Genomic DNA, 26443 nt, shown 5'->3' on the forward strand with positions numbered 1-26443 from the left:
ATTTTGAGAGGCCGGATGTCTTTTACTGTGATTTATTTGAAACAAGGCGCGTGTGAAAAATCTAAGTGAACGTAAGGTAAAGCTTGCGCCGCTCTAAAACTTAAATCTGGTCAGACGTTTTAAATCTAAAATTCTGCGAATATTAATTCGAAAAATTGCAATCTACGTGTATTTACGCATTGTCGCGAATTTACCTTGAGTAAGAAAAGTTTCTGTTGATTTTGATTTTGGGTTTTTCAGTCTCTTGAATGCAAATCTCGCTATGGTTGTTCAAGGTTTTCAGAGAATATTTGGCGTGTTTTTGTACTTAGTTTTTTTTAATAAGTACATTTAAGCATCGGCATCACTGTGTGGTCCTGATGAGAGAAAACTAAATGACGATTCAAAACAAGATCCTGTCCGGTGTTGTCTTGATGGCGGTCCTGGCAATTGTTTCTGGTGGTGTCGGGTTGTGGCAAGTCAAGAAGATCGAGGGGCAGATCAACGAAATCTCGGATGTTGTGACGCCTACGATCGAAACGGCCGATGACGTTGTCTACTATGCGACGGAAATGCAAAAACTGATCCTGGAAATCCTGGCGGACGAAGAGCCGGAGGATGTTGCCGAGCTGCACAAAGAATATCAGCAGGCCGTTGGCAACTTTGAACTTGCGGTCGAAGAACTGGACGGGATCATCGTCGACGAAGACCTGCAAAATACGATCGATTCGCTGATAGACGAAAAGCTCGCTCTCTTCGCAGCCGCCGACGCAATGTATGTGTCACATGTCGACGAATTGAAATTCGAAACTCTCGCGGAGTCCCAGCAGGCCGAAATGGACGAACTCGGCGACCGAATTGCAGACCGGCTTCTGAAGCTGTCAGAAAGCAACGAGCAGGAAATGGCCGCCGCTGAAGAGCAGGGCGATACGCTTGTGGCTTCCGGCGAGGCGACGGCTGAGGGCTTGAACAAGATCCTGGGAGATCTGTTTGAGCGCGAATATCCGATGGTCGAAGCTGCTTTGAAACTGCGCTCTCTCGTCAACGCGATCGAAGCCTCCGTCGGCGAAGTGATGGCAGAGGAAGACCCTGACAAGATCGACGAACAGCGCGCTGCTTTCGCTGCCGTCGCAAGCGAGGCGGATCAGTGGCTTGCCGCGCTTGCAGAATATTCCGAGACCGATGCCGATCGTGCCGATATCGCGGACCTGACAGGTGACTTCGCCGACTGGGTTGCCATGGCCACGGCAAAGGACGGGGTGTTCGACATTCACTTCAAGATGCTGACGAACGAAGGCATTGCCGATCTTAAGGCCGAGGAGGTTGACCAGTTCGGTGACGAACTCGTTACTCAGATCAACCAGATCATCGACGTTGCCGATGCTTTGGCTGACGGAGCCGACGAAAAGGCGGCGGTGCTGGTCAATACAGCGACCATGATCCTGCTGGGACTTGGCGTTATTTCGCTGGCAACGGCCGGTATTCTCACGGTAATTGTCATGCGCACGGCGATCCGTCCCCTGAAAGACCTGACGGAAATCATGTCGAAGCTCGCTCAAGGGGAACTGGACCTCTCGGTTCCCTCGCAGGGACGCCCTGATGAGGTCGGGCGTATCGCCGATACCGTTGAAGTCTTCCGCCAGAGCGGTGTGGAGCGTGTGCGGCTTGAGCAAGAAGCTTCAGAAGCCAATCAGGTGCAAAGCGACCGCCAGGCGCGGGTCGATCAGCTGATCAAGCAGTTCCGCGAGAAAATGAGTTCACTGCTTGCTATGATCACGCATGACAGTGGCGATATGAAGAGTGCCGCATTGACGCTCAACCAGATCGCGGAAACGACGGAGACCACGACACAGGACGCCTCCGCGTCTTCAAGCGAAGCCACGGCCAATGTCGAAACCGTTGCCGGTACCACGGAAGAACTGACTGCGTCCGTGCAGGAGATCAGTGGACAGGTCGCCCGCGGACTCAGCCTGGCGAACAGCGCAAGCAAGGACGCGGACAGCGTCAATGTTAAGGTGAAATCTCTGGCGGAAGCCGCGCAGCAGATTGGCCAGGTTATCGGTATGATCTCCGATATTGCGGAGCAGACCAATCTTCTTGCGCTCAACGCGACGATCGAAGCTGCGCGGGCAGGCGAGGCCGGCAAAGGTTTTGCGGTGGTTGCCTCTGAGGTCAAGTCGCTTGCCGAACAGACCGGGAAAGCTACGGAACAGATTTCTCAGCAGATCACGACCATTCAGGGCTCCACGGAAGAAGCGGTTGTCGACATTGGCGGTATCGCGACGTCCGTATCCGAGATCGACAGCTTCATGACGTCGATCGCGACAGCAATCGAAGAGCAATCCGCTGCAACGCAGGACATTGCCCGGAACGTGCAGCAAGCGGCTGAAGGCAACAAAGCTGTTAGTAGCGGCATGGAGCAGGTCAGTTCCGCCGTGGCGGAAACGAAGAGTTCTGCGGACAGTGTTCTCAGCTCATCGGAAAACCTTGCGGAGAGGTCCAACGAGATCAGCGAAGAAGTCGACACTTTCCTGCAGGCGGTGGAGGCAGCTTGACGGTCAAATCTTGACTGCACTTTTTCAATAAACGGCGCACCAATGCGCCGTTTAACGAGGCGTCGGCATTTCGCCGGCGCCTTGTTCGTTTGCACACGGTAGCTGCCGTACGATCGCCGTATCTTCGCGCGTCTCGTGTCGGTGCCCTCCGTGCTCCCCGGGGTCAGTAACTTCGATTGATCTGTCTCATGGCGTGCCCACTCTGCAGGGACCAAGACTAGGGTATGGACCCATAAATGAAGTTGATTTGGTTTGGATCGTTTTGGCCAGATGAAAGGAGCGAAAGCGCAGGAAATGTGGTTCATTTTCAAGCCTTTCGCGACGCTGCAGGTGGCCAAAACGGCCAAATCCGAAGGACGGCAAAATGGCTTCACCTCGCAGCGTCAACGTGCTTGACCGGGCACAAAGCCCGCTCTTCGCACGTTTCCTCGCGAGAATTCGCCATTTCTGCCGCCAAATCAGCTTCATTTATGGGTCCGTACCCTAGGCCAAACAGTTTTGGAGAAATGCCATGTTCAGGAAAATCCTCGTACCCGTCGATCCGGCAGAACCCGGTTTTGCGCAAGAAGCGCTTTCCAAAGCCTCACAGATGGCACGCGATTACGGCGCCAAGGTCCATCTGATGGCTGTCTCCCCGGAAGTTCAAAGCTTTGTCGCCAGCCAATTGCCGGATGGTTGGCAGAAGCGTGCGATCGATCAGACGAACGTCATGCTCGACAAGATCAAGGCGGATCTCAATTTGCCGGACGATGCGGTCGACTCGGTGGTGAAAATGGGCAGCGTTTATCATGAAGTGATCGAGGAAGCCGAAGCATCCGGGTGTGATCTTGTGCTGATGACATCACACAAACCCGGACTCAGTACCTATTTCATCGGTTCGAATGCTGCCCATATCGTGCGGCATGCTCCGTGCTCCGTGATGGTCCTGCGCGGCTGACAAACACGCTGATCAGTCTTTTCTGGTCAACAGCATTTCAATGGCGGCGTAGCGGAAGGGATACAAGTCGGGGTTTGCCCGCAAGAGCTCTTCCGCACGTGCATAGATCCGGTCGAGCAACTTGTCTTTGTCCGGGATCGCCGGCAACGCGTTTGCGAGAACGGTCTCCGTAAACGCCCTGAAAAAATCCGTGTAGGCGCTGGCATAGGCACTCAAGTTGCCGTCTTTCTTGAATTGTTCGACAAAGGGGACGGCAACTTCATATTCGTTTGTGTCTTCGATATCGAAAAGACCGGCGGTTTCAAATTGCGGAGCGACAACGGGTTCCGTCAATTCCGAAAGGCGGCGCATGTAGACCGGCTGATAGTAGTGATCGTAGGCCTCTTTCGGAAATTCGCCCGTTTCGACAAAGCTGAGCACTGCGTCGTTGAGGACGTCGTAAATGCCGTCGCTGGTACAAACGTCCTCCGTTGCACCAAAAACCAGCACGAGAAGCTTGCCGCCCGGAACGAGCTCCTTCGCCCTGACCTTCAAAAAGGCTTCAACGTCCTGTTTGGCCTGCAACGCAAAAGCGTGTCCGCTTTCGCCGGAAACGTAACCGTTGTTGCGGATTTTGCTGGGGCCGTTGGGCTGTATGTAGCCCGGTAAAGACTCCACCGGCCGGGTTGAAAGGAAGCCGATGGCATTAAATGTCATGGCGAGATGGACACTTCTGTCGGGACGGAGCTGATCGTACATGGAGCCGCCGACGGCAGAGGAGAAGACCCGCTCGTTGCCAAACACAGACTGACCGTGGGGGCGCAGGTTCAGGAAAAGCGTTGAAAAATCGTTTGTCGGCAGATCCGAATGGACGGTCTGTATCGGCAAGGAAGTGCGCGGAAGCAGCGTAGTTAGTGCCCTTTCCGTCACCGCAACGGAATTTCGCCCTTCCGAGCAGCCATAGTCGGCAAGCGTGATGACCTGCGCATTCTCGAGCGGCACAGTCTTCGCTGCCAGGTCGAGTGTCGGCAGCACTGCTTCGATCGCATTCCACTGGGTCGTTGAATTGGCGTCGTAGAAGCCATGACCGGTCATTCCCGACGTGGTCGCGTGGCTGTCAGGGTCGATTGCCGGATTGTGCGGCGAAGGGTGTTCGGATGCGCCGTCTGTCATCTTGCCAGTTCCTTCATGGCCTCGCTCAGGCCTTCCACGGTCATCGGGAACATGCGGCCTTCCATAAGTTCGTTGAGCATCTTGATGGAATGCGTGTAGTGCCAATGCTCTTCGCGCACCGGGTTCAGCCAGACAGCGCTTCTGTAAAGGCCGGTCACTCTCTGCATCCAGGCTGCTCCGGGTTCTTCGTTCCAGTGTTCCACCGACCCGCCTGCATAGGCAATTTCGTAAGGGCTCATGGATGCATCGCCGACAAAGATGATCTTGTAGTCGGACGGGTATTTGTGCAGCACATCCATCGTGTCGATGCGCTCGGTATGGCGCCGGCGGTTTTCTTTCCAGACATATTCATAAAGGCAATTGTGGAAGTAGAAGTGCTCCATCACCTTGAATTCGGATCTGGCCGCCGAAAACAGTTCCTCGCAAACGCGGATATGATCGTCCATCGACCCGCCGATATCGAAAAACAAGAGCACCTTGACCGCATTGTGCCTTTCCGGCCGCATCCTGATATCGAGAAGGCCCTTGTGCGCGGTCGAGCGGATCGTGTCGTCAAGATCGAGTTCTTCGGCAGCTCCCGTGCGGGCAAAGTTGCGCAGCCGTTTGAGGGCGACCTGTATGTTTCGTGTTCCCAGCAACTGGGTGTCGTCGAGATCCTTGAAATCCCGCTTGTCCCAGACCTTGACTGCCCGCCGGTGCCGGCTTTCCTTCTGGCCGATGCGCACGCCCTCGGGATTGTAGCCATAAGCGCCAAAGGGTGAGGTGCCGGCCGTGCCGATCCACTTATTGCCGCCCTGGTGCCGCTTTTCCTGCTCCTTGAGCCGCTCGCGCAGGGTCTCCATGAGCTTTTCGAAACCGCCAAGCGCTTCGATCTCGGCCTTTTCCTCTTCGCTCAGGTGTTTTTCAGCAAGTTTGCGCAGCCATTCGTCCGGTATGTCCGTCGCCGGAACCTCGCTCATGAGGTCCAGGCCCTTGAAGACATGACCGAATACCCTGTCGAACTTGTCGAGATTGCTTTCGTCCTTCACGAGAGACAGGCGTGCCAGATAGTAGAAATCCTCAACGCTTCGCTCCGCCAGATCTTTCTCCAGCGCGTCCATCAGGGTCAGGTATTCCCGAAGTGAGACGGGAATGCCGGCGGATTTCAACTCGGTGAAAAAGCTAATGAACATGGGGTGAAAGTAGCGACAGGGCGTGAACGTGTCGAGCGCGGATTCGACGCGGCAATCCTTCAGCCCGAGTGCCGGCAGGCCTTTGTTACGTTGCTTCCTTGTCTCCCTTTTCGGCGCGTTCGGAAGACGCAATCAGCTCTCCCATGAAGTCTTTCACATTCGGGCCACTCGTGTCGATGAAAGGAGACGGGCGGCAAACGGAAATTGCAGCAATGCCGATACGGGCGGTCAGCAAGCCGTTGATCACACCTTCGCCCAAACGGGCAGACAGGCGTGCGGCAAGACCGTGTCCCAGGAGTTCAGAGGCAAGACTGTCGCCTGCTGCCATGCCGCCGGTGACGGCGAGATGGGCAAGAACGTGCTTGGAAAGCCTGAGGAAGCCAAGCGTACCAGGCCGTCCGCCATAAAGCGTCGACAGCCGCCGGATCGTCCTTAAATTTTCAAAGAGAACCATAAGAAGATCGACGAGCGCGCGCGGGCTGACTGCGGTGACAACCGAGACGCGTTTGGCGCTGTTCATGACGATCTTGCGCGCTTCACTGTCAAGCGGCGCCAGAAGATCGCGCTCGGCGAGCTTCACCAGGTCGCGGCCATCGATGACTTCCCGCATGTGCCCCGCCAGGGCCTTTCGTCCCTGAGCGGTTTCCGGTCTGTCGCGATAAAGATCCAGCAGCGCTTTCAAGCCGGTGGTCGCCTGCCGGGCATCATCCTCGTCTGCTGCTGCCTGTATTTTCTCTCTGAGGTGATCGATCTTGCCAAGGCGCATGAGACCGGTCATCTCCCTGATCACAAGCCCCAGAAGTCCAAGTGCGGCGATGGCGGCCAGTCCGATACCAAGCCAGCCGAGCCAGTCAGTGCGCGCAAACAGATCGCGGATCAGGCTGTCGACCGCCAGGCCGATCGACAGCGAGACAAGACCTGTCAGTCCGATCATCAGCCACTTGCCAAAGCGGAAACCGGTTTTCGGTGTGCTGGCATCGCGCGGCAGTCTGGGTTCGTCTTCGTCGAGCGTTGCCCGGGTAATGATGGCTTCGTCCGCGACAGGCATCCTGACTTCGTCCTCGGACATGTGAACCTTGCGGTCGTCAAGCCGGAAGGCAGCCGGTTTTCGGTGTTCACGGGGATCGGTTCCGGTCATGCCAAACGGTCTCCAATCAGGAATTCGAGCGCTCTGTCGAGGCGGATATGGGGGAGGGACAGGGTCAGTCCTTCTGCTGTGGTGTCGAGCTCGGGCGGCCGGAAGCGCAGGAATTGCAGGTTTGATTTTCCGAGCCGGATCTTCGGTCCGGTTACTTCAGAATTTGATTCAGAATCTCGAAACAATGATTCAGGATCTTTCGGCAAGTCACCGGGAAACATGGCGATTTCGGTGTTGCCGTCATAGCGTTCACCGTGGAGTATCTCTCCTGGCAACGGTGTTCCAAGGATTGCAGGGAGCTCTTCTCCCTTGTGTTTCACAGTCGCCTCTCGGGTTGCACGAACGGCCGCCATGGCCAGAACGTCTACCTCGGCACCCTTGAAGCGCGCGCGCTCTTCTGCCCGTGCGACAAGCCGTTTCAAGATCGCCTCCAGACGATCGTGATCCGCGCTGTGCAGATGATCCGCCTTGGTCGCGGCGAACAGGATCCGGTCGATCCTGCGCGTCAGGATGGACGAAAGCCAACTGCGCCTGCCGGGCCGAAAGGCGCTCAGGACCTCGCTCAGCGCGATCTCGAGATCCGCGATCGCATGCGGTCCTGCATTGAGGGCGTTCAGAACGTCGACCAGCACGATCTGCCGGTCCAGTCGTGCAAAGTGATTTCGGAAAAACGGGCGTACAACGTGGGTCTTGTAGGCCTCGTAGCGGCGCTCCATCATCGCCCTTAACGTGCCCTTGCGTGCTGGTGCCGCATCGGCCGGAATGTCGAGCGGTGCGAAAGTCAGTGCCGGCGAGCCGTCAAGGTCACCCGGCATCAGAAAACGGCCTGGCGGCAGCATGGACAAGGCATGGGCATCGTCACGGCAGGCGGCAAGATACGTTTTGAAGTGGCCCGACAGTGTCTGTGCCGCAAGTTCGTTTTCTTCCGCCTGTGGATCTGTGTCCTTCAATGTGCTCAGGAACGGCTTCGCAATCTCAGTGCGGTTTTCCGCACGGGCCCGGGTCAGGGCTTCTGCCGAAAAGGCAGCGAAGTCCTTGCCGAGCAGGGGAAGATCCAGGAGCCATTCACCCGGATAGTCTATCAGATCGACATGCAGGCGGCCCGGCCCGAGCTTGCGGTAAAAAAACGATGCGCTTTCGTAGTCGATCGTGAGCCTGAGTTCGGAAACCTGACGGGTCGAGTCCGGCCAGATCCTCTGGCTGACCAAGGCGCTGACATGTGCCTCGTAATCAAACCGGGGGACCGCATCGTCCGGTTGGGGCTGAAGGCAGGCGGACGTCATGCGCCGTCCGGCGGACGCGCTGAACAGCGGTAGACGACCGCCATGCACGAGATTGTGCACCAGTGCCGTCAGGAAGACGGTTTTGCCGGAGCGGGCAAGTCCGGTCACACCCAGCCGTAGGCTTGGCACTGTCAGTCCGGTCGCCGCATCGGCGAGATTCGCCAGCGTCAGCCGGGTTTCCTCAGTCAGTGAAGTCAATGAATTCAAGAGCGCCTCCAGGGCGTTCATGTAGGCGAGCTTCACGCAGAGTACAATTGGAAGAACCGAATGAAGGCCAATTCGCAGGAGACATGGATAATGCACGACCTGATCGGACGTGCCCATTCCAATCAGGTCATCTTATTGCGAATATTCACCTGCTGCTGCTGTTGCGGACCGGTCGTGTTTGAGCGTCAGAACAGCAGGTCGTCGGCGAAGGCAAACGCGTTGTCACCCAGTTGCGGCAGGTCGAGCACAACCCGCTGAGAAACCTCAAGGCTTCCGACACGTGCGTTCTGGGCAAAGTCGGCAACGCCCAGAGCTGCCTTGCCACCATAGACCACATAGCTACCGCCTTTCAGGGCATCGCTTCCATAGTAGCCGTAGTAGCCGGCAACCGAGAAGTCGGCGAAGCCATCACCATTGGTATCGCCGAGCGCCTTGATGTCGCCGAATGCATCTTCGGAAAGGCCGAATTCCTTCAGGTTCAGACTTTGCAGCGCAACGTCCCGCCCGCCAAACACCAGAATTGCGTCGCCGGGTAAGTTGGGGCCGTAGTACCCGCCGCAGGCTACGGTGAAGTCCATGAAGCCGTCACCATTGATGTCGCCCAGGGCAGTTGCCCCATGGAGTGCTTCATCCGTACCTATGAATGCATTGAGGTTAGATACTTTCTGCGTTCCGTCTGGGTTGCCGAAGAGCACCAGGACATCCTCGACTTCCTGGCCGTAATAGCTGCCGTAATAACTTCCGTAGTAGCTGCCATAGTAATTTGCGGCACCGATGCCGATATCGGCAAAGCCGTCGCCATTGATATCGCCGAGCTCAAAAACGTCGATCGCGGTCCGTTCAGGTCCCGTCAGGTCACCGAGACTGACCGGTTGCTTTTCGTCGCCGCCGATGAACAGAAAAACGTCTGAGATATCAGAGCCGTAGTAGCCGTAATAACCGTAGTAGTGACCGACTTCGGCAACAAAATCAGAAATACCGTCACCGTTGATATCACCAACCGCTTCCGCTCCAACGAAGCTGGACTGCATATCGACCAGCCTGTTGAGGCTTTGTTTCTCCTGAAAGCCGTCTTCGCCGCCGAACAGAATGAACACGTCATCGGTGACGTTGCCGTAGTAGGAAACTTCGTCCGGATCCTGTCCATAATAGCCATAGTAGTTGCCGACTGTTGCAGCAAGATCGACAAAACCGTCGCCGTTCACATCGCCCAGAGCGCTCACATCAAGCACGTTGGCGGCGAAGCCGAGTGCGCCGACACTTACCGGTGAAAGCGACTTGCCGCCAAAAATAATGTAAGTGTCATCGATCGCCTTGCCGTAGTAGCTCGCATCGATGCCACGTCCATAATAGAAGCCGACGCTGGCGGCCATGTCATCGATGCCGTCGCCGTTGATGTCCCCAAGCGACTTCAGAGCGAGCACATTGCCGTCGATGCCATCAAGACTGCTGACGTTGGTCGCATTTTGGCGGGCGCCGCCAAAGGTGATGTAGACATCATCGACGAGCTTACCGTAGTAGCCGACAGGTCCCGCGTCGGGACCACCCCGTCCGTAATATCCGCCACCACCGGTGAATGTGGCAAAGTCGTCGAAACCATCACCGTTGATATCGCCGAGCGAGCGCGTTTCGATGACCGGTCCCTTGATGCCCGTGTAGCGTCCCAGATCCCTGACCTTGGGACCATCGTCTCCGCTCAATATCACGAGATCGCGCTCGATTTCCCTGTTCCAGCTGTAGGACCGGCCGAAGAAGCCTTTGAAGGTGTATTCAATGTTTTTGGTAAGCGACAAGGAATAATCGGTCTGGCCGTCGCCGTTGATATCACCAAGCGAAATCAGCTCGACATCCGCTTCAGTCAGATCCCGCTCCAGGCGTCGGTAGAACCATTTCCAGAAGAACCCGCATCCATCTAAGTCATGATTGTAAAACGCTTTTCGAAAGCCGCGTCCCATAACAAATCCCCCTGAAATTCAAGTGGAAAAGAAAAATAAGTCAAACAATGCCGTAAGGTTAACACTCTTTGTCAAAATCACCAATAGTGTCTTTTAAGACGTGCTGTGTTCCGAAGATTGTTAAAACAGCGACATTATTTGTTCTGCGGCGCGTCGCCCTGTTTTGCCGGCATCATCAGGCGCCCATCTTCTTGAGAATTCTACTGTCGAATCTGTGACTTGCGCTGAAGAACGGACCAACTCGATTGCATGAAGCAGCTGCTCAGGAGATGCATTTCCAACCAGCCCCAATCCGAGGTGACCTTTCGAGAAGGCGTGGGCCATCATGGTCTGTTCGGTATGGTTTGGCAGACCGATCTGCGGGACGCCGTTCATTGCAAAGTTGGTTGCGATGTTTGATGAAGCGTGGCTGACGCCGAGATCGCAGTCCGCGAGCAAAGGGTCCACATTGACTGGGCTCGTAAAGAGGCGCACGGAAGTATCCCGGAGGCGATCAGGCAAGCTTGCCGGTGCACCTGGTGCGGCCAGTATCGCGTCTGTTTCGGCGGGAAGTGACGCAAGCGCCTTGATGGCTGTTTCCAATCTTGTATTTCCGGGCCGCAGATAGGCGAAGATGCGGTAATCGGCGTCCGGGCGCCAGGTGACATCTTGGCCAAAGCGAATGCCGGTGATGGGCCCAAGGTAAGGCGTGTGGGTCGGCTCGATTGCGGACCGGTCGCCATAGTGATCCAATTCCGGCACGGTCACCATCAGATAGCGTTCTACATCCAAGATTTCGCGGAAGGTCTCGATACGCGGAATTCCTCTTCGTTGAAGCGCGACGTTTGCCCTGTCGACAACCGCTGCCTCGCGCTTTTCCAGCTCCTCTTGATCGCCCGGATCCCAGTGCAAGAATCGCGGCATTGGTGTTGCGCGCGGCGGAAGGTCATAGCCTCCGCCCATAGCAACGCGTGGCGTCCCGAACGCCCGCGCGGCAAGCAGTGCGGTCGGCGCCGCCTGCGTCAGCACGACATCGGCCCCGATCTCCCGGATCAGAACCTGCCAGCATTCGAGATATGCCGTCAGGACGTCTGCATCGTGCCAACCAATGAAGCGCAATACGTCAGGGTAACTTAGCCCGACAGCCTCTTTTCTGGTGACTTTGATTTCCGGCGCAAAAGGCGCTGCCATCACCTGAATGCGCGGATCGGGAATGAGCGTGCGAAAGGAAACGGGATCGCGGACGGCAGCAATAATCTGCCAATCTTCCGGAAACCACGGAAGAAGCTGCGAGATTTGTGCCGCGTGTCCGTAGTTCGCCCCGACCTCCCAGCAAATCAGGATCCGCCTGCCAGCAGTCATCCGGATTTCCCATCATGTGCGTCAAGGTCGAAAGGAGCGGGGCGAATGACAAAGCGTAGATCCGGCTGCACAAAGCCGTGGATCATAGGCCTTTTGATATCATGCAAGATCGCAACGTCGTAAAGTTCACTCACGACGCCTTCGAACAGCAGGCTGTGTTCGATTGCCCCGGTTTTCAAGTTCACGATCGCGACGTGACACATTGGTTCAAGACCGGACTGTGCCAAGGTATCCGACAGAGCCAGCCCACCGAAATGGCGTTCGTCTCTTGGTTTTGAAACCCCAATGATCGCAAAATCGCCAAGGATACTCAGTCCCCTGGCAAAGCCCTGCAGACTGCAGATTGATGTGAATTGGCCGCTCGCAAGATCAAGCGTTCCGAATTCACCGGTCCCTGACTGGATCATGTAACAATGATCGCCAACGAGGCGGGGGGAGTGGGGCATTGAGAATCCGCTGGCGACGATCTCATTGCTCTCCACGTCAATGACGATGCCACCGTCGCGCCTATGAGATCGCCACTCGCCGCCTGAATTGGTCGCGGCGACACAGGTCACCAGCTTCGGTACATCGTTTCGCGTTGCCATCCCGTTCAAGTGGCAGCGGTCCTCGGCGACAACAACATCGATGAATTTCGGCATCCAGAGGGGTTTGAAGCTGTTTTCCGCATCCAGTGTCGCAATGCAGTTGAAGCGCGACACGACGAAAAGAGGCGGCTGATCGGGTCTCGGATGGATGTCGTGAATATCAACTTCACCTACCGTGCGGCCCTCTATGGGAACATAGACCGCGTCATAAGGTTCCTTGTGCTCTTCCTGCGAGAGAAAGTCTTCGAACCGCCACAGCTGAAACTGCGACGCGAGCCACAATTGGCGCGCGTCCGGAGACGCGGCAAGGCCCATGGCTCTTGCAAATGTCCGTTCAAAAACAGAAATCCGGCCGGTTTCGCTGTTGTTGCCGACGAGGAAGATCTTGGCCGCCTGATAGGTGGAAATGGCCAGCGAGATCCGCTGGCTTTCGAGCCAATCGGAAAATCCCGCGGAAGCGGTCAGCTTCAGTTGCCCTGCGTCATTGTTGTCCACGTCCTGGAACCTGCATTAATTGCGACTGTACCGAACTCGGTGCGCATTATGTTGGTCAGTCCGTTTGCATATGTCCACCTGCATTGCGCGAGATCTGGGCAGGCACCGCAGGACGACACGTCGCGATTGGGTAGGAGGAAAAGAGGGATTGGCCGGATTTTCGCTCTCCGCTTTCACGTTTTGCCAACCCTTTCGGCAATCTCTCAATTGCCAAAACTGGTACCTTCCGGGTTTGCAACCCGGACTTAAGGATCTTCGGACCAGTTTCTCGTGTGAGATTGCCATCAGCACGAAGTGGCTGTGCAAACCTCGTAGTGCAGAAAGCGGAACAATGATGATCAACGAGATCGAAATCACCAAGACGGAAGCGTTTCGTCCCCGTTTCGACGATATCTCCAAAGATGGCGATCGGCTGATGGAGCATGTGGTTGAACTGATCCATGCCGGGCGATTGGAGAAGAAGAAGGGTGTTTCGGCGTTCGATCAATACATCAAGGCCACGAACAGGCGTCTGATGGAGGCTTATTTCGAGCGGGAGCTCTACGCAGAAATCGAGCGTCACTACAGTTACGATTTCGAAGTCGCCTTCAGCTGGCCGCACCCGGAAATGCTCCAGGATATCGACCGACTGACGATTGCGGGGCAGGGACAACGGACCGTCCGGATCTGGCGGCACTATCTGGCGCTGATGAAGCAGCACTATTGGCAGCTTATCGATGTGCGCAAACGCGGGTTCAAGAAAGCACCGCACCTTCAGGAAAGCGAAGCCTCGCAACGGGATGAGTGGGAGGCGTGGACGGGCCGCGTTCCGCAATACAAACGGGAAATCCTGGCCATGATGGACGCGGCACAGGAGTGCTTTGATCGGTCCGGTGCAACTCCGTCTCAATTTGTTCGCCTGTCGCGGGAACGCGCCGAGATTGAGAGTGAGGAGCGCAGGCGGCCAGAGGGCAAACCTGATGCGCGCAAAATCGACGAAGATGTATTTTGGGAAATCATAGGACTGCCTGGTGAGAGCGGTGGTCTCGGTGACCAGATCGATGCCCTGCCGGACAGGCTGGCAAGGTTCAAGGCAACGGCCATCAAATCTTTTGACGTTCTGCTTCACGAGATGGATGCCCGCGCGTACCGGAGCGAAATCTGGGCGCTGGCCTATCTTTTGAACGATGGCTGTTCAGACGACGAATTTGCCGGTTTCAGGAGCTGGCTCATCCTGCAGGGCCGGGAGTTTTTCGAGGAGACCCTGGCAGATCCCGACGGGTTTGACGTTTCGCTTGTCCCCGGCGGAGGCGGCAGCGCACTCTCGATCTGGAACGCGCCCTTGCTTGCGCACGAGATGCGCCAGGGAAAACCGATGAAACGCAAGACCTTCCGATTACCCGATCTGAGTGAAAAAGACCCGCAAGAAGCGGATTTTGAAGATGTTTTGCCTCGTGTCGCAGCTGCGATGAACCGCCGCTGAGCCTGTTCGATCAGCGCCTGGCAGCAAGTTGCCAAGCGCCGTCCTGTCGCAATTGCAGTTTTGGGGTTTTTCAGTGTCAGATCCCGTTGCACCGACTGTAGGCATCCATGCGGGTTCCGGCATAAACGGGATGTTCCTGCACCGCTTTCATCAGTTTTTCGCAGTGATCTCCGCTGCGGAGAATGACGCAGTGGCCAAGCATCGATCTGGCATCCACGACACGAATGGCTTCATAGTAGATGCGGCCATCCGGCGTGGTCTTGTTTTCTTCCGCCCATGTGCGGATAAAGCTCTGTCCGGCAATCAGGCGATACATGATCTGAACAATGTAGCCCGCTGCTTCGTCGGCGAGAACACGCAAGCTGTGCTGGTTCATGTCCACAATCGCGTGCGCACATTCATGCATGATGACGGCACGGGTTGAGATGGACGAAGACACGTCGTTGGCCGTCAGGCCCGGTTCATAGCCAATGACGTTGGCATTATCGTTGTAGGAGGCCGCCGCTCCTGCCGGCAGTGCGTTGTCCTCGGTCACATCGATGTCACCGTTGTCGATCGCATCGCGAATTCTGGAAAAATTCGAGCGGTTTATGCCGCTGCCATCCATGCTGAAATCGATAATTCTCAAACGATCATCGTCCAGTGCGTCCAATATTGCTTGCTTAACCATTCAACAGTCTCCTTGCAAAAGTCAGATTTGTTAAAATTTCCACTTTCGAAGTTTTTCAGTCCTTGAATGTTCGCGTTTCAATTCAGTCACACTATTTCTCTTTTCAACGTCAATCTGTGACAATTGTCACCCAATTGCTGTGTTTTAAGCTTGTATATACGTAAAATCCGGATGTGGATTGGGAAGAAATATTATTGATCCGGTTGAATAAAGCAGAACTACGGTGAGGAAACTGCGGGTGTTGCCGGCAGAGCGTTGATTCTGAACTGTCAGACAATCGGCTATGAGCGAAAATCATGCCCGGCGCCAGAAGAAGCGCCGGGCAAACTCTATCAACGGTCTTTACAACATCAGTTTTGCGCTGCGAGTTTCATGACAAGATCGACGTGATGTTCGTCAGGTGAGGCGTTCTTGAAGACATCCATCGCTATGTGAGGGCTTATGCCGCGGCCTTCCCAAAATCGGCCTTCCCTGTCGACATGAACTTCGTTCGCCAATGACAGATGCCAGCCATTCGGCAGCGTGCGATCAAGAGAGTCCGAGAGTGCGCCCCGTGTCGGCTCGCCCACATGTGTCACGTTGGGGAGGGCGCGCAGAGAGAGCGTGAGGATCTCGCCGGCATGGACCGTTATGTTGCTGGTCAGCACGAAGACGGGCCCTTCGAACCTGGTTCCGTTGCTTGGCGTCAGGGTGACGTCCGTGCGGACAGGATTTTCGGCATCAGCCGCATATTTCGTATAGGCGACAACTGGCTTCGACGCGAAGCGTTCGGCAATCGCGCGGGCAATGAACGCATATCCGTCAAGGTTGCTGTAACCGCCGTAATTCATGCTGAGATCGATGATCACAGAGTGAACGCCCGCTTCCTGGAAGGTCTGCATGATCTCTTCCATGATGGCATCCGTTGCGGCCATTTCCTCCTGAGGTGAAGCGTCCCTTTGGTCATAAAATCCGACTGTTGCGAGCGCCAGATATCCGGTATCGCCATTTAGGATGCCGTACTGGATCCGTTGGTTTCCGGCGATTTGTCCTTGACCGCCCAAGATTGTTTCTCGGATTGTCTCGAACCAAAGAGGCTGAAGGAAAGCGTCGAGCGCTTCCTGTCCGCGAATGCCCTGCTTGCCGGCTTCCAGGAGCAGCCGTTCGGGTTTTGCTCCCGGATGAGGTTCAAATCTAAGGTAATCGTTTTCGATGCGCGCTCCCAGACCAATGTGTCCGTCCCGCAATGGCGCGATCATGCCCTTGAAGAACTCGAACAGCTCACGATCCGACGTGTCCGGCCTCAATTTTTCACGTGCATTTGTCAGTGTCGTCTGCCAGTCGACACCTTGAACAGCAAAGAATGGGTAATTGTTTTCAAGAAACGCGGAAAACGCCTCGAAGTTGCTCTCAGGTGTGTTTTCGACCGGAGTTTGACAGGCATCCGGGAGTGTATCGAGCCGTTGAGCGCGGATTTCGTGTTGGGCGAACGGCAACCGCACTTTGGCAAGCTGACCGTCCTGCGCCAAAACAAGCTGGCTGTTGTCAACCAACGCGGCAAGTGCATCCGCGGTTGTCGTCTCGGCAATGCAGATTTCGCCAGCGACCTGGTAGAATTTCACCTGGCCGTTTTTAATCTCGGCCAGTGTCCCATAGCCGTCCGTTTTCCAGACGCCGTCGAACTCGGGTGCCAGGTCCGAGAATGACGGCGTCGAAAACAGTATTGCCGACAAGAAAATAATTGAACGTTTCATCTGGTTTACTCCGGTTGAAGAACCGCCGGGTAAACGATCTTTGACCCTCTGGTCGTCCGTTTCAGCTCAAACGGACAAGTTTGACGACAGTCGTTCCGATCCTGTTTCGGCTTTTCGATAGGCGGTCGGCGTCTGGCCCGTAACCTTCTTGAATGCCGTGTAAAACGACGACCGGGAATTGAAACCGGCCTCCAGTGCGATAGCCAGTATCGTCTCGTCGCTCTCGCTCAATCGGGTCTTCGCCGCTTCAATTCGATATCCGTTCACGAAATCAAAGAAATTCTGGCCAACTTCCTCGTTGAGCACCTGTGAAATGTAATTCTCGCTGACGCCTGTATGGCGGGCGAGTGCCCAAAGCGAGAGGTTTGGATCGAGATAAAGCGTGTCGCTGGCCATCGCCTTGCGCAGCTTTGCGGCAATGCGATCGGCGTCTTCATTCGTAAGGGCTGAATTGGCGTATCTTTGCCGGGAAACTGGCTGCACATCGCTTTCAGGCTGCAATCCCGGCCTTTGCCTCAGTCCCCAAACGGCGACAATTGTCTGGACAATCAGATTGAGAACGTAATGGACGATAGTCGGCAATCCGCCATAGCCCGGCATGGCATATGAAAGAAGTGACGAAATCAGGCTCAGGATCCAATACGAGGCACCGATGCCGATGACGACAGTGATCCATCGCAGCTCTTTTTTCTCGGTGCTCGCAAACAGGTCCTTCAGTCGTGACCGATAGGCAACGAGACGGATGTAGATCAGCAGAATGTAAATGCCCCACTGGAGCCTGATCGCAATGTATTCCAGGAACCAGTATGACAGGTTGATTGCCTGCGCCGCCCCGGTCAATCGGTCTTCGGCGAGCCCGAAGATGCGGAATTCGGAGATCACCTGGTAAATCGCGATTGCAAGAAGGGTCAGGATGGCGCCGCCCGGCACCAGAAGATGCGGAAGAAAGCGCCTCGGCAGCGCATCATCTTCTGCTGTGAGTATCCAGACATACAGCCAGATCAGGGGCATGACGCTTGCCATGGCCAGCGCCCAAAGCCCATCCATCAAGGGCACCGTGGCGGGGGAAAAACTAATAAAGTGCAGTGCGGTTGGCAGTTCGGTGATCGCGGCGGCGACAAAAAAGGCGGCAAGAACGCGAAACAGGGTTTGGTTGCTGTCTTGCACCAGGCAGCACAAGGCTGCGAAGAGTGGCACCGTCATTGCCATTGTCGAAATCAACACAAGCAAGTGCTGTGAAGTTTCCATTGAACGCCCTCAGTCCCGCAAATGCTTGAAAAACCGTACCGCATCGTCAATTGCCAAAGGGAAATGGCAAGATCATGTCTTGCCATTTCATAAGGTCAGCGATGACTTGCAGCCTGGATTGAAGGAGCGTTAGAGGTCAACGAGGCTGGTGATTACATCCTCATGATTCCCCGGCCATGAGCTTTTCCGCGTAATCGTCCATTGTGATCGTCCCGCCTTCTGCCTGCGTTTTTGCTCTTGCCTCGGCAGGGAGGGAGTCCTGTACCATGTCGATGCGCTTCCAGGACGGATGCGGCTGCTTGCCTTTTTCATCTGGAACGTAAGGGCTGTCGGCAACCCGCTTGTGCTTGTGAATGTAACGCGCGCAATTCAGAAAACATGCGGTCACGTCGACGCGAACGAGCATGTTCGCTCCCGGATACCGGGCAAGCTCAGGGTCGTCCTCGCTTAAGGTCGCGTTGCCCTGGACCCTTATGCGGTTCGGCGTTTCCATGTCGATGAACAACAAGCCGACTTTCGCAGCAGCCTTGATGTTGCCCATGGATTTGAACATGCCGTTGCCATCGTAACTCGGGAACACAAGCGTTTTCGGGTCAATCACCTTTACGATCCCGACTGGCCCGCCCTTGTAGCTGACCGTCGGCTCGCCGTCCGCGCTGACCGTCGATAAAAAGAAGAAATCCCTGCTTTCGATAAAGGGGATGTGAGGCTCTTCGATCTCGTCCCGCACGATTGCCGCGACGACCGTGTCGGCCAGTTTGCTGGTGCCGAAGCGTTCCTGCAATTCGCGTTGTTGACTGGTATAGAATTCGTCAGATGTCAGCATCCTTGCCTCCGCAAAAGGAGATGAGGGTGTGCGGCGATCACACACCCACAGGGCCAGATCAGCCCGTTACTCTGCCGCGTTCGCGACAACGCGCGCGTCGTCTTCCGCTTCAGGCTCGACAATCGTCCGGGCTGCTTCGTTGTCGAATGCCATCACCGGCGGGCTCGGTTTGCGGTTGAACATCAGCCTGAAGACATCCGGCCTTGAGTAGTGGCCACAAGGGTCGGCAGCTGCCTTGCCGATCGCGATCATGTTCAGATCGATATCGGCAATGACGAGGCCTTCCTGGTCCGGCGGCAGGATTTCGCCGAGCGGTGCGCCGTCAGGTCCGAAGATGCGGGCATGGCCGCCACCGGTTTTGAGCAATTGCTGCTTCACCGGCGTGTCACAGAGAAACTCGGACATTTCCTCCGAGACGGTGGCGCAGGCGGCTATCACAAAACACTGGCCTTCAACGGCATAGATCCGGCTGGCGGCCTCGTTGACTTCCGGCCCGAGGGCATAGGCACCGCCTTCATAAAGCGAAAAGCTCGGCCAGGCTGCGACGTGGATCTGTTCATTTTGCGAGAACATCGCGTATTTGTTGAGCGGCTGGATATGCTCCCAGCAGCAGAGGGCTCCGACCCGGCCCAGTTCCGTGTCATGAACAGACATGTCGCTGCCATCACCTTCGCCGAAAACCGTGCGTTCCACATGGGTGGGCTTCAGCTTGCGCCGCCGTGAAATCACATTTCCGTCGGGGCCGTAGTGCCACTGGCCCATATAAAGCGTTCCATTGACATTCCAGGAAACGCCCATGACGACGTGCATGTCGTTGTCCTTGGCCGCTTGCGCCAGGCGTTTGTCCTGCTCGCTACCCTCCTTGATGGAGTTAGCGGCGTAGCGCGGGACCAGAGGCATATACATGGCTGTCGCATCGAGCCAGATATACCAGGGATATCCCGGCAGATAGGTTTCGGGAAAGGCGATCAGCTTGACGCCCTTTGCGGCCGCTTCCTCGATCAGTCCGATGGCTTTGTCGACCGTCGCGTCGAGATCGAGAAAAACGGGGGCGGCTTGAACGGCCGCCGCCTTGAATGGTGCTGTCACGTCACATCCTCCACAGCTTGATGTCCTGTGCCAGCTTGTCATATCCGGCGTGTCGAGACTTCGCGGTACGCGCGGAAAAACCCGGCGATTTGAGCGCTTCAGCCGCAAAACTTCGCAAAATGAGCGGCCTGTGCTAGTCGTATTTCCGGAGGAGGTGTGCGCAGATGGCGATTTTGCTGAGCACGAAAAGCGTCCGGCAAGATGAGAGTTTCGCTTTCTGGCGCGAAGCGGTCTGCGACGCGTATGTTCTGCTCGATTGTCAGTGCGAGCAGTCCGAAGGTTTCGACGGAGAAATTGTCCTCAACCGGATGTCCCGCCTTTCAGCCTCTTTTGTTTCCGGCAGCCAGCAGTCGGTCTGGCGCCGGCGCAGAGATATCGCGCGTGCGGACGAAGAAAGTTTCCTGATAAGTCTTCAAATGGTCAAAGAGGGCGGCGTGCGCCAGCACGAGCGCGAAACACGCCTTCGCCCGGGTGATTTTGCGCTCTACAGCAGCGTTGACCGTTACAATCTGGAGCTTCCGGACGGTTTTCAGCAGCTCGTCGTGCAAATTCCGCGAGACATGTTGCTCAGCCGGCTTCCGAACGCAGATCTTCTCACGGGGATAGGCGTGTCCGGCAGCAGCGTGATCGGCCGGATCATTCGCGACAGCGCCGTCAGGCTCGTGAGTGCCATAGATCAATCCCCGGAAACAGCGCAATACGCGTTGCAGGACACTGTTGTCGATCTCTTCGTAACCGGTTTGGCATCGTTGCAGGACGCAAAATACGAATTGTCAAAGCCCGAGCAACAGATCCTGCTGCGTGCAGATGCTGCTATCCGGGCCAGTCTGCACAAACCGGAGTTCGACCGGCAGGCGCTTGCAGATACCATCGGCTTGTCGCTGCGCCGGCTTTCGGAAATCTATCAATCCGACGGAAGATCGATTTCCGCTACAATCCGCAATATGCGCCTGAACAGGATTGCCGCCGAGCTGAAGGATGAGCGCTTTGCCCGTCAGTCGATCGGCGAGATTGCATTTCGTGCCGGAATTGCAAGCCAGCAAAGCCTTGCAAGGCTCTTCAAGACACAATTTGGGATGACACCGAGAGAGTACCGCCGCCGCAACTGACGCGCGTCGGCTTCAAGCCAGTTACCCAAACGTCTCAGACTGTTCGGGTGCGGTCGCCCTAGCCGACCGCATCCGATATGTGCGTGATGACGGGGCACGCACGGGCCTGGTTATCTTTTGATCAGGCGTCAGCCCGGCCAGAGTTCAGTGCCGGGGTGAAACTGGGACCAGGCGAACCAGAAGGCCTGATGGCTGCCGAGGTCGGCCCCGTCGGCACTTACGGCCTTGACGCCGCCGGCATCCATCTGAAGACGAATGTTCTCAAAGGCGATCTCTTCGCCCTTGGCCAAAGCCGCGACAGCCTTGCTGCGCTGGAACGCCACCGGCTTGCCGGACGCGGTGACCACACCGATGACGTCTTCGTGGACCGGCAGCCGTGGATCGACGTCGCCGACCGGAAAGATGGGGCCGTTGGCGTCGCGCCCATTGCGGAAGTCAAAGTCTCTGCCGAGTGCCAGGCGTTCAACAAGCACCGTTGTCTCGGGGTGTTCCTTTTTCCAGGTGCCCCAGTCGGTCGTGACAACACTGGCCTGTTCCAGTTGGATGTTCTTGTCCGCAAGCGGACCGGTCACGGCCTTTCCAAGAAAGGTGTCGAAGACGGAATAGGTGTTCACGTCATACATGACCTTGTTGGACCGGATGAGCAGGCCCGAAGTGCGCAGAACAGGGCGCTCAACCCCAGCCGGGAGTTGATCGGTGAAGTATGCCTGCGCCGCACCGCATAAGGTGCAATAAGGAATGCCGAGATCCCGCCCGCCGAGCGTGTCGTTGACCATCTCGCGCACTTCCATGATGCGCCGGGGATAGGCCCTGTACTCACCGTTGACCTCAACGCCGAAGACGATGGCGTCATCTTTCAGCCAGTTGGCTTCCTCGGCGCTGCTGACTTCTGGATTATCGGCGGCGGGGATGCAGTTGCAAACCTCATCGGTCTTGTCGAAGGCGCGATTGTCGATCAGGACACCGCCCCAAGATACGTGCCTCCAGTCGATGTCACCTTCCACGAAGATCTTGTCCCAGCCCGGTACGACAGTGGTGAAGATACCGCGCTTGACCTTCAGATAATCCGGCGGGGCGGGGATATCCCAGGCAATCAGGTGGTCGGTTATTTCGCCCCAGTTGTTTTCGTTCGGAATATCTTTTCCCAGGAGCTTTGAAGCTGCGTCGGTCAAAACCGCACTCAGCTGAGACCCTGCCGTAAAGCGCATCAGATCGCTGATGATCCAGACGAGCCTTGGATCCTTGGAGTCGGCAACTTCGTCGAGGGCGATTGTCTGGTCTCTACCCCATGCCGACTGGGTCAGGCTGTCGACAAACGCGGCTTGAACGGCGGCCTGCAATTGGGGCGAGAGCGGGCCATCCGGGATCGCAGGCGGCTTGCCGTATTGTTCGGTTACGTAGTCGGGCAGGGGGGCCTTGTCCTGGGCTTGTGAAGCGCCGGACCAGAACAAGGATACCGCAACCATCGACGCCATGAGGACGTTGCGGGACTGAGAAGCAATTGCCGAAGCCATGAGCGCACCTTTCGCGTGCCTGTTTCAACTTCATTGGCACAGATCGCCCCGTCAGGACCGGACTGCACCGTCGCACTAATAAAGAGGCCTCGACCGGTTGCCTGGCCAATCACGATGCATCAGCAATTGTTGAAAAGCGTGCGAGAGGCCTTCTCGCTCAGTGTGACGTTAACGGGTGAACGCCGATTAGGGTGTTGACCCCATAACGAAAAACAAGCGCCGACATTAGTTCTCTGACAACGGAAACGCTGTCAGGAGCTGCAAGATGACCAGCAGTCAATTCGATAAGAAGACCACGTTCGCTTTGCTTGGCGAAGCGCACGTGCTTATGGCGGAAAGCCCGCTTCACAAAGACCGGAGCATATCTGAAGTCGGCGCTCTGATCCTGCCGCCTCTGATGCTCGGCCAGTTGCGTATCTGGCGCCGCGGCGGATTGCCGGTCGCCCTTGCGACTTGGGCCTGGCTTGATGAGGCGACAGAAGAAGCGGTCCTTCACCAGGATCACCTGCCGACCCCCGACCAGTGGAACAATGGATCGAATCCGGTCGTCATAGATTTCATCGCACCGTTCGGCGACGGCTTTCAGACCGCGCGGGATCTCAAGCGAACCGTCTTCCCAGACCGCGCCCTGCGGTCGGTCCGCCGCGATGGAAACGGACATGTATTGCGCATTGTCCAGCACCCCGGCCGAGACCAGCACGGCCACCCTGTAAAAGCGCGCGCCTACGCCGCGTAAAACCTGTTTTTTCTCGATTTATAAGGAACTTTCATTATGGGCTCTTCATCCAAAAGTATTCATCAGACCTACAAGCTTTATGGCCTTTATGGCACCAAGGACGCGGGTTCCGGCAACGACAAGCTGTACGGTTATTCCGCGATCAAGAACGATCTGCGTGGCGGGTCGGGCAACGATTTCGTTGGTGGCTGGGCGCCGCTCAACTATCTGCGCGGCGGATCGGGAAATGACACCGTCAAGGCATACGGCGCCAAAAACTACCTCTGGGGTGACAGCGGTCACGACAAACTCTACGGCTACGGCGCCTATAACGAGATGCGCGGTGGCACCGGCAATGACACGATTTATGGCTACGGCGCAAAGAACGTCATGCGAGGTGACAGCGGTTACGACACGCTGAAAGGTTACGGCGCCTACAACGACATGGATGGCGGCAGCTACAACGATAAGCTCTACGGCTATGGCGTCACCAACAAAATGAAGGGCGGTTCCGGCAACGACAGTCTATATGGCTACGGCGCGTCCAACACCATGTATGGCGGCACCGGTCACGACACCCTCAAGGGGTACGGCGCATCGAACGTCATGCGCGGCGAAGACGGCAACGACACACTGGAGGGCCGGGGCGCCTCGAACGTCATGTATGGCGGAGACGACCATGACACCCTTAAGGGGTATGGCGCGTCCAACGTCATGAACGGCGACAGCGGCAATGACAAATTGTACGGCTACGGCGCATCCAATGTCATGCGCGGTGGGACCGGCAACGACCACATGGAAGGTCATGGGCTCTCCAACGTGATGTATGGCGACAGCGGCAATGACACGATGGAAGGCCGTGGTGCGTCCAACGTCATGCATGGCGGAACCGGTGACGACGACATGACCGGGTACGGTGCGTCCAATGTCATGTATGGCAATGACGGAGCCGACCGCATGGAAGGTCACGGCGCTTCCAATGTCATGCGCGGCGGAGACGACAACGATGCCATCTATGGATATGGCGTCAACAATGTCATTCACGGCGAAAACGGAGACGACTACATTGAAGCCAAGGCCGGTGTCACGACCGCTTTTGGTGGTGACGGCAATGATGTGATCAAGGCCGCCGGCGGTGTAAATGTCCTGAACGGCAACGACGGCGACGACAAGATCGAAGCGATCGGTGGCGTCAACGTCGTGCACGGCGATGCGGGCGACGATGAAATGCTCGCACTCGGCGGCGTCAACACGATGTTCGGCGGAACCGGCGACGACAAGATGAAGGCGCTCGGTGTCGCCAATATCCAGTTCGGCGGTGAAGGTGAAGATCTTCTGGCGGCGGCCGGCAACGGCAACCTGCAGTTCGGCGATGCCGGCAACGACCAGCTGTACGGGCTGGGCGTGAATGTCGGCCAGTTCGGCGGCGACGGCGAAGACATACTTGTCGGCGTTGCAGGCATCAATCTGCAGCACGGCGGAGAAGGCAAGGACAAGCTCTTTGCTGTTGGCGGCGCGAACATCCAGATCGGTGGATCCGATGACGATCTTCTGGTGGCGGGCGGCGCCAACAACGTCCAGTTCGGCGACCACCTGTGGAGCGCCATTCCGTCCGACCTTGGCTTCGACGACGGCAAGTTCGCTGAAGTGATCGAAAACTTCGACGAGTATTTCGAAACGGACGGCGCCGGCACCAACGTTCTCATCGGTGGCGGCACCAACAACCTCCAGTTCGGTGGGTCCGGCAAGGACTACGCCTTCGGTGCCGGTGGCATGACCACCCAGATCATGGGTCAGGGCAACGACGTCATGGTCGGCGGCGGCATCGGTGTCGTTCAATATGCCGACGCAGGTAACGACATTCTGGTCGGCGGCGGCCAGGGCGTTGCGCAATTCGGCGGTGACGGCTCGGATGTCATGGTCGCGGCGGCCAAGGTTGTCGCGCCTCAGTACAAGGCAGCCGCGTCCTTCCAGTATGGCGGCGCAGGCACCGATGTAATGCTTGGCTTTTCCAAGGGAGAGGACGGTGCCGCAACCGTCTCGCTCAATGGCGACGGGAACAGTGACGGCAAGACCGGAATTGTCAAAGGCGCATTGCCCTCCGAACTCGTCGTGACCGCGCAGCTTGGCGGCGAAGGTGCCGACCTGATGATCGCAGAGGGGCCAGGCGCTATCGTCCACGGCGGTGCCGACAACGACGTTGCGCTCAGCCTTGCCGATGCCAACTCGCTTGTCATGGGTGGTGCCGGCGACGACCTTGTCCTCACCGCAAACGGTCTGGGTGAAATGGCCAGTGCGCTTGATATGAAGAACCAGATCGAAAACAACGAAGATGTGGGCGTCCTGTCCTTCAGCTTCGGCAATTTCTTTGCCGGCGGGTCCGGTTCCGACGTCATCATGGATGTCATGGATTTCACCAAGATCGTGATCCACGATGCGCTTACTGACGTTCCCTGGGTTCAGGACTTCCGGTCTGCGCTGACGGCAACCATCAACGCGATTGAGGGGATTACGCAGCCGATCGGCGAGTTGATTGATGCGGTCAGTTCGTTCAGCCCGGATTTCGACGTTTCCATGGGACTGGGGGCTTATGAGGTCAAGGCGAATGTCGTTATGGGTGGTATCGGAGCCGATGTTCTGTCCGGCGAAGGTTTCCTGTCAGGTGAGGCCGGAGATGACATTTACACGATCTGGGCCGATGGCGAGGCGACCATCGCCGAACGCGCAACCGACGGTGTGAAATCGTTCCTGGAAAGCTTCGGCGTTGACCTTCCCGTTCTGGACGACATCTCCCAAACGCCGGATGGCAATGACGTCATCGAGTTGCGCAGCTTCTCGCTTCAGGCAATGGATGAGGATGCCTTCCACTTCGTCAAGGCTGACGACAAGCTGCAGATTCAGCTCGACGAGAAGACCGTCGCGACTGTGCATGGCATGGACAACGAGACCACGGCGGTCGAATGGCTAAAGGTCGTTCAGGGTGCCGACAGTTTCATGTTCGATCTGAAGGCAATCTACGATGAGCCGAACGCCATGGATGATTTCAGCTTCGCCGTCGAAGACGTTTCCGCAGGACCGGACGGGCTGGCGTCCGCAAGCATCCTCGACTTGCTTGCGGGTGCCGCCGAAACGCTCGGGGCCTTTGGATCGTCAGAAGGAGATGCCGTCAGTGCTGATCTTGCTGTTGCCCTCGGTCACGGAAATGATGCGACCGGTCTGGCAACCCCCGAAACGGATTTCATCTGATCGAGCGAAGGCGCCGCCTAAAGACCGGGG

19 protein-coding genes are annotated in these 26443 nt (G+C 56.7%); 6 read left to right on the forward strand and 13 right to left on the reverse strand.

The window, feature by feature from the left end:
* Window positions 1-374: 374 nt before the first annotated feature.
* Together Q0915_RS05245 and Q0915_RS05250 are read left to right on the forward strand one after the other, a co-directional pair.
* Complete coding sequence (locus Q0915_RS05245) at window positions 375-2534, forward strand: methyl-accepting chemotaxis protein (protein WP_299474259.1); 2160 nt, start codon at window positions 375-377, stop codon at window positions 2532-2534.
* 511 nt (window positions 2535-3045) lie between these two features.
* Entirely contained in the window at window positions 3046-3471 is a 426-nt protein-coding gene (locus Q0915_RS05250; RefSeq protein WP_299474262.1) for a universal stress protein, read from the forward strand.
* 12 nt (window positions 3472-3483) lie between these two features.
* On the opposite strand, the gene Q0915_RS05255 is transcribed toward Q0915_RS05250, so the two are convergent.
* The 7 genes from Q0915_RS05255 to Q0915_RS05285 form a co-directional block, all read right to left on the reverse strand.
* Window positions 3484-4623, reverse strand: coding sequence for a hypothetical protein (locus tag Q0915_RS05255; RefSeq protein WP_299474264.1), 1140 nt, complete (start codon window positions 4621-4623; stop codon window positions 3484-3486).
* Window positions 4620-5795 (reverse strand): VWA domain-containing protein, encoded by a 1176-nt coding sequence (locus tag Q0915_RS05260; protein ID WP_299474716.1) that lies wholly within the window; start codon window positions 5793-5795, stop codon window positions 4620-4622. The genes Q0915_RS05255 and Q0915_RS05260 overlap by 4 nt, the downstream gene beginning before the upstream one ends.
* 85 nt (window positions 5796-5880) lie before the next feature.
* The gene (locus Q0915_RS05265; RefSeq protein ID WP_299474267.1) at window positions 5881-6933 is read right to left on the reverse strand and encodes a TIGR01620 family protein; all 1053 of its coding nucleotides are present in this window, start codon (window positions 6931-6933) and stop codon (window positions 5881-5883) included.
* Entirely contained in the window at window positions 6930-8423 is a 1494-nt protein-coding gene (locus tag Q0915_RS05270; RefSeq protein ID WP_299474270.1) for a YcjX family protein, read from the reverse strand. The genes Q0915_RS05265 and Q0915_RS05270 overlap by 4 nt, the downstream gene beginning before the upstream one ends.
* A gap of 185 nt (window positions 8424-8608) precedes the next feature.
* Window positions 8609-10378 (reverse strand): hypothetical protein, encoded by a 1770-nt coding sequence (locus Q0915_RS05275; RefSeq protein ID WP_299474273.1) that lies wholly within the window; start codon window positions 10376-10378, stop codon window positions 8609-8611.
* Between the two features lie 120 nt (window positions 10379-10498).
* Window positions 10499-11719 (reverse strand): hypothetical protein, encoded by a 1221-nt coding sequence (locus Q0915_RS05280; protein ID WP_299474276.1) that lies wholly within the window; start codon window positions 11717-11719, stop codon window positions 10499-10501.
* Window positions 11716-12801, reverse strand: a complete 1086-nt coding sequence (locus Q0915_RS05285; RefSeq protein ID WP_299474279.1) for a TIGR03032 family protein — start codon at window positions 12799-12801, stop codon at window positions 11716-11718. Before Q0915_RS05285 ends, Q0915_RS05280 begins: the two co-directional genes overlap by 4 nt.
* 334 nt (window positions 12802-13135) lie before the next feature.
* Here Q0915_RS05285 and Q0915_RS05290 point away from each other — a divergent pair, with 334 nt between their 5' ends.
* Window positions 13136-14263: a DUF4240 domain-containing protein gene (locus tag Q0915_RS05290; protein WP_299544186.1), complete on the forward strand. Its 1128-nt coding sequence runs from the start codon at window positions 13136-13138 to the stop codon at window positions 14261-14263.
* 76 nt (window positions 14264-14339) lie between these two features.
* Here the strand turns inward: Q0915_RS05290 and Q0915_RS05295 are convergent, their stop codons facing one another.
* The 5 genes from Q0915_RS05295 to Q0915_RS05315 form a co-directional block, all read right to left on the reverse strand.
* Window positions 14340-14933, reverse strand: a complete 594-nt coding sequence (locus Q0915_RS05295) for a hypothetical protein (protein WP_299474285.1) — start codon at window positions 14931-14933, stop codon at window positions 14340-14342.
* A 350-nt stretch (window positions 14934-15283) separates the two neighbouring features.
* Window positions 15284-16666, reverse strand: coding sequence for a S41 family peptidase (locus Q0915_RS05300; RefSeq protein WP_299474288.1), 1383 nt, complete (start codon window positions 16664-16666; stop codon window positions 15284-15286).
* Window positions 16667-16732: 66 nt separating this feature from the next.
* On the reverse strand, window positions 16733-17914 hold the full coding sequence (locus tag Q0915_RS05305; RefSeq protein WP_299474291.1) for an AraC family transcriptional regulator: 1182 nt from the start codon (window positions 17912-17914) through the stop codon (window positions 16733-16735).
* A 160-nt stretch (window positions 17915-18074) separates the two neighbouring features.
* On the reverse strand, window positions 18075-18740 hold the full coding sequence (locus Q0915_RS05310; RefSeq protein WP_299474294.1) for a pyridoxamine 5'-phosphate oxidase family protein: 666 nt from the start codon (window positions 18738-18740) through the stop codon (window positions 18075-18077).
* 66 nt (window positions 18741-18806) lie between these two features.
* Window positions 18807-19829, reverse strand: a complete 1023-nt coding sequence (locus tag Q0915_RS05315) for a carbon-nitrogen hydrolase family protein (protein WP_299474296.1) — start codon at window positions 19827-19829, stop codon at window positions 18807-18809.
* Between the two features lie 164 nt (window positions 19830-19993).
* On the opposite strand from Q0915_RS05315, the gene Q0915_RS05320 reads away from it, so the two are divergent.
* Window positions 19994-20938: a helix-turn-helix domain-containing protein gene (locus Q0915_RS05320; RefSeq protein WP_299474299.1), complete on the forward strand. Its 945-nt coding sequence runs from the start codon at window positions 19994-19996 to the stop codon at window positions 20936-20938.
* Window positions 20939-21066: 128 nt separating this feature from the next.
* On the opposite strand, the gene Q0915_RS05325 is transcribed toward Q0915_RS05320, so the two are convergent.
* Window positions 21067-22452, reverse strand: coding sequence for a DUF3179 domain-containing (seleno)protein (locus tag Q0915_RS05325; protein WP_299474302.1), 1386 nt, complete (start codon window positions 22450-22452; stop codon window positions 21067-21069).
* A 265-nt stretch (window positions 22453-22717) separates the two neighbouring features.
* Here Q0915_RS05325 and Q0915_RS05330 point away from each other — a divergent pair, with 265 nt between their 5' ends.
* Both Q0915_RS05330 and Q0915_RS05335 read left to right on the forward strand, forming a co-directional pair.
* A complete protein-coding gene (locus Q0915_RS05330) occupies window positions 22718-23188 on the forward strand; it encodes a toxin-activating lysine-acyltransferase (RefSeq protein WP_299474305.1) in 471 nt (156 codons plus the stop codon).
* 36 nt (window positions 23189-23224) lie between these two features.
* On the forward strand, window positions 23225-26413 hold the full coding sequence (locus Q0915_RS05335; RefSeq protein ID WP_299474308.1) for a calcium-binding protein: 3189 nt from the start codon (window positions 23225-23227) through the stop codon (window positions 26411-26413).
* Window positions 26414-26443 lie beyond the last annotated feature (30 nt).

This window comes from uncultured Roseibium sp. (genome assembly GCF_947494555.1).
In the GTDB taxonomy this organism is placed as follows: Bacteria; Pseudomonadota; Alphaproteobacteria; order Rhizobiales; family Stappiaceae; genus Roseibium.

What these genes read in the sequence shown, in the direction of transcription:
- Q0915_RS05245 (WP_299474259.1), top strand. Translation starts at nt 375, where the DNA reads ATGACGATTCAAAACAAGATCCTGTCCGGTGTTGTCTTGATGGCGGTC.
- Q0915_RS05250 (WP_299474262.1), top strand. Translation starts at nt 3,046, where the DNA reads ATGTTCAGGAAAATCCTCGTACCCGTCGATCCGGCAGAACCCGGTTTT.
- Q0915_RS05255 (WP_299474264.1), bottom strand. Translation starts at nt 4,623, where the DNA reads ATGACAGACGGCGCATCCGAACACCCTTCGCCGCACAATCCGGCAATC.
- Q0915_RS05260 (WP_299474716.1), bottom strand. Translation starts at nt 5,795, where the DNA reads ATGTTCATTAGCTTTTTCACCGAGTTGAAATCCGCCGGCATTCCCGTC.
- Q0915_RS05265 (WP_299474267.1), bottom strand. Translation starts at nt 6,933, where the DNA reads ATGACCGGAACCGATCCCCGTGAACACCGAAAACCGGCTGCCTTCCGG.
- Q0915_RS05275 (WP_299474273.1), bottom strand. Translation starts at nt 10,378, where the DNA reads ATGGGACGCGGCTTTCGAAAAGCGTTTTACAATCATGACTTAGATGGA.
- Q0915_RS05280 (WP_299474276.1), bottom strand. Translation starts at nt 11,719, where the DNA reads ATGACTGCTGGCAGGCGGATCCTGATTTGCTGGGAGGTCGGGGCGAAC.
- Q0915_RS05290 (WP_299544186.1), top strand. Translation starts at nt 13,136, where the DNA reads ATGATCAACGAGATCGAAATCACCAAGACGGAAGCGTTTCGTCCCCGT.
- Q0915_RS05295 (WP_299474285.1), bottom strand. Translation starts at nt 14,933, where the DNA reads ATGGTTAAGCAAGCAATATTGGACGCACTGGACGATGATCGTTTGAGA.
- Q0915_RS05300 (WP_299474288.1), bottom strand. Translation starts at nt 16,666, where the DNA reads ATGAAACGTTCAATTATTTTCTTGTCGGCAATACTGTTTTCGACGCCG.
- Q0915_RS05305 (WP_299474291.1), bottom strand. Translation starts at nt 17,914, where the DNA reads ATGGAAACTTCACAGCACTTGCTTGTGTTGATTTCGACAATGGCAATG.
- Q0915_RS05310 (WP_299474294.1), bottom strand. Translation starts at nt 18,740, where the DNA reads ATGCTGACATCTGACGAATTCTATACCAGTCAACAACGCGAATTGCAG.
- Q0915_RS05320 (WP_299474299.1), top strand. Translation starts at nt 19,994, where the DNA reads ATGGCGATTTTGCTGAGCACGAAAAGCGTCCGGCAAGATGAGAGTTTC.
- Q0915_RS05325 (WP_299474302.1), bottom strand. Translation starts at nt 22,452, where the DNA reads ATGGCTTCGGCAATTGCTTCTCAGTCCCGCAACGTCCTCATGGCGTCG.
- Q0915_RS05330 (WP_299474305.1), top strand. Translation starts at nt 22,718, where the DNA reads ATGACCAGCAGTCAATTCGATAAGAAGACCACGTTCGCTTTGCTTGGC.
- Q0915_RS05335 (WP_299474308.1), top strand. Translation starts at nt 23,225, where the DNA reads ATGGGCTCTTCATCCAAAAGTATTCATCAGACCTACAAGCTTTATGGC.